The following is a 3,025-nucleotide window of genomic DNA, read 5'->3' as shown; positions in this document are numbered from 1 at the left end:
CCACCGTCGCGCAGGCGGCGCTGGCGCGCGGCCGCGACACTGTCGAGGTCGGCGCGGCGCTCGACGGCGCGGTCCAGGAGATCTTCCGGGCGGCCGCCGTGCTCAAAAGGCTGCGCCGGTTCGTCGAGCGCGGTCCGCTGCAGGCGCAATGGGTCGATGCGCGCGACATCATCGCGGAGGGGGCGACGCTCGGCATGCTCGCGGTCCGTCAGGCCGGAGCGGAGCTGAAGGTCAGTATCGCGCCCGATCTCGGCGAATTGTGGATCGATGCGATCCAGATCCAGCAGGTCCTGCTCAACCTGATCGCCAATGCGGCCGATGCGGTGTCCGACACGGCGATCCGCGTGATCGACCTGCGCGCCGTCTCGGGGCCTGACGGGCAGTGCACGATCACCGTCTCCGACACCGGCCCCGGCATCGCGCCCGGCCAGGAACAGGCGATCTTCGCCCCGTTCCGCACCAGCAAGCCCCATGGCCTCGGTGTCGGGCTCGCCATCTGCCGCGCGATCGTCGACGCGCATGAGGGGACGATCACTGCCGCGACGAACAGCGGCGGCGGCGCGACCTTCCGCGTCTCGCTGCCGCAGCGTCCTGGTGCCGGGTCCAGTGGAGAAATGGTCGCCCATGCCGCGTGACCGGCCGATCTACATCATCGATGACGAGCCCCAGATGTGCCGCTCGCTCGAAATGCTCCTCGCGCTGGAGGAGTTCGAGACCCGCTCCTTCCCCAGCGTCGAGGCGTTCATGCTCGACCTGCCGCGGCTTCCGCCCGGAATCATTCTCAGCGACGTCGCGCTGGGCGGCCTCAGCGGTCTCGAGCTGTTGCAGACCCTCCCATCGCTCGACCGGTCGGACCCGGTGATCCTCGTCACCGGTCATGCGGATATCCCGATGGCGGTAGCGGCGATGAAATCGGGCGCTGTCGACCTGCTCGAAAAGCCGTTCGAGGCGCAGCGGCTGCTCGGCGCGGTGGCGGCGGTCCGCGACCGGATCCTGCAATCGACCCTGCTCGAGCAGCGCCTCGCCTCGCTCTCGCACCGCGAACGCCAGGTCCTGCGCCAGATCGTTGAGGGGCTGACCGCGAAACAGATTGCGACGCGGCTGGATATCAGCCCGCGCACGGTCGAAACCTACCGCGAGCATCTCATGCGCAAGACGGGCGCGACGAGCCTGGCGCAGCTCGTCCGGTTCGCGGTCGAGGCGCGCGTCACGTGCGTGCCGTTGTAAGAAACAGCCGATCTTAGGCTATACTTAACCCCGCCGCCCCATAGCGCTGTCGCAGGGAGACCGTGGCTATGGTACTGGAACAATACAGTTTTGATAATGTCGCGCTGCCCGAGCTCGACACGATGCGCGTCGAGGACCGCGACACCCTGCCGTTCGGGGTGGTCGGGTTCGAAGCCGACACGCTCGTCCAGGTCTATAACGCGACCGAGGCGCGGATGTCGGGCCTGGATCCCGCGACCGTGATGGGCGTGCCGTTCTTCGATGCGGTGGCGCAGTGCATGAACAATTTCATGGTCGCGCAGCGGTTCGAGGACGAGCCCGAGATCGACGACATCGTCCCCTATGTCCTCACGCTGCGGATGCGCCCGACCAGGGTCCGGCTGCGTCTGCTGGCGGCACCCGGCGTTGCGCGCCGCTATATCCTCATCGAACGCTAAGCCGCGTCGATGAGCGATAGGTCGAGCGAGGAAGAGCTTCTCGAGTTTCTGTACGCCTGCCCCGTCGGCCTGATCGAGTGCGACAGCAGCGGCGCGATCGCGATGATGAACCCGCACGCGATGCAGCATCTCCTGCCGCTCGCCGGGCCGCGCGACCCCCGGCAATCTCTTCGCCGCGCTCGAACATCATGCGCCCGAATTGCGCAGCATCGTCGCGGCCTATGCGCCGGCGACGGGCCGGATCTGCGACGGCCACCGGATCTTCGTCGATCTCGCCACGCGTCGACGCGGTACCGCGCCCAAGGTGCTGGCGTGCACCTTGGTCAAGCTCGGCCCCGATCGACTGATGGCGACGCTGTCCGATATCAGCGAGCAGGTCGCCCAGGAGGCGCGGCTGCGTCAGGCGGATACCTGGTTTGCGACCCTGCTCGACAGCGTCAGCCATTATGCCGCGCTGACGATCACGCCCAGCGGCGAGATCCAGTCCGCCGACGCCTGCTTCGCCCGCCAGACCGGACACGCCGCCGCCGATGTCATCGGACGCCACCTCGCCGAGATCGGCGGGACCGAGGCGAGCGGCGGCGATCTTCGCCTGGACGAGCAGCTGCTGATCGCCGCGCGCGAGGGCTGGCATCTTCAGGAAGGATGGCAGCAGCGCGCGGATGGCGAGCGCTACTGGTGCCAGCGGCTCGTCGTCGCGCGATCCGAACGGGGCGAGCCGCGCGCCTCCGGCTTCTCGGTCATCCTGCGCGACGTGCCGCGGCGTGGCGAGGCGGCGGAAGACATGCGTCGCCTGTTGAACCATGATCACCTGACCGGCGCCGCCAACCGACGGCATTTCGGCGAGGTGCTGAAACGCGAACAGCGGCACTGGCGCGAGCTGCGGCAATCGCTGTCGCTGATCGTTCTCGACCTCGATCATTTCAAGGCGGTCAACGACACGCATGGCCACCCGGTCGGCGACACGCTGCTCCGCCGCGTTACCGATGTGTGTACCGCGCTGCTCCCGCCCTGCGGGATATTCGCGCGGCTCGGGGGCGAGGAGTTCGGCGTCCTGCTGCCGCGGTATGACGAGGATCAGGCGGCGGCGCTTGCCGAAGCGATGCGCGCGGCGATCGCCGGAATCGCGGTCGACACGCCGCGCGGTGGCTTGCACGTCACCGCCAGCCTGGGCTGCGCCACGCTCGGCGAAACCGACGGTTCGATCGATGCGCTGCTCGCGCTCGCGGATGATCGCCTCTACGCCGCCAAGCATGCCGGGCGGAACCGGGTCCGCTCGCGCGAGACCGCGACCGCGTGACCCGGCCCGGATTGTCGCGCGCCGCGGTGCACCGCATCGCCTGCGCGGTCGTCGCGACGGA

Annotated in this window: 4 protein-coding genes; all 4 read left to right on the top strand. The window is 68.7% G+C overall.

The features are described 5' to 3' along the window. Positions 1-635 (top strand): ATP-binding protein (locus tag NI18_RS12825; protein WP_128082213.1); only part of this gene is annotated, 635 nt, incomplete at its 5' end. Further along, a complete protein-coding gene (locus NI18_RS12820; RefSeq protein WP_037530253.1) occupies positions 625-1,227 on the top strand; it encodes a response regulator in 603 nt (200 codons plus the stop codon). The genes NI18_RS12825 and NI18_RS12820, both read left to right, overlap by 11 nt. 68 nt (positions 1,228-1,295) lie before the next feature. After that, a complete protein-coding gene (locus NI18_RS12815; RefSeq protein WP_037530251.1) occupies positions 1,296-1,664 on the top strand; it encodes a phosphonate transporter in 369 nt (122 codons plus the stop codon). A gap of 199 nt (positions 1,665-1,863) precedes the next feature. Continuing rightward, positions 1,864-2,964: a sensor domain-containing diguanylate cyclase gene (locus tag NI18_RS12810; protein ID WP_306286403.1), complete on the top strand. Its 1,101-nt coding sequence runs from the start codon at positions 1,864-1,866 to the stop codon at positions 2,962-2,964. The last annotated feature ends 61 nt before the right edge of the window (positions 2,965-3,025 follow it).

The organism is Sphingomonas sp. Ant20, assembly GCF_000783375.1.
GTDB classification, from domain to species: Bacteria; Pseudomonadota; Alphaproteobacteria; order Sphingomonadales; family Sphingomonadaceae; genus Sphingomonas; species Sphingomonas aerolata.
The sequence above is the reverse complement of the archived record's forward strand: the minus strand, read 5'-3'. Positions and strand labels throughout refer to the sequence as shown.

What these genes read in the sequence shown, in the direction of transcription:
- NI18_RS12820 (WP_037530253.1), top strand. Translation starts at nt 625, where the DNA reads ATGCCGCGTGACCGGCCGATCTACATCATCGATGACGAGCCCCAGATG.
- NI18_RS12815 (WP_037530251.1), top strand. Translation starts at nt 1,296, where the DNA reads ATGGTACTGGAACAATACAGTTTTGATAATGTCGCGCTGCCCGAGCTC.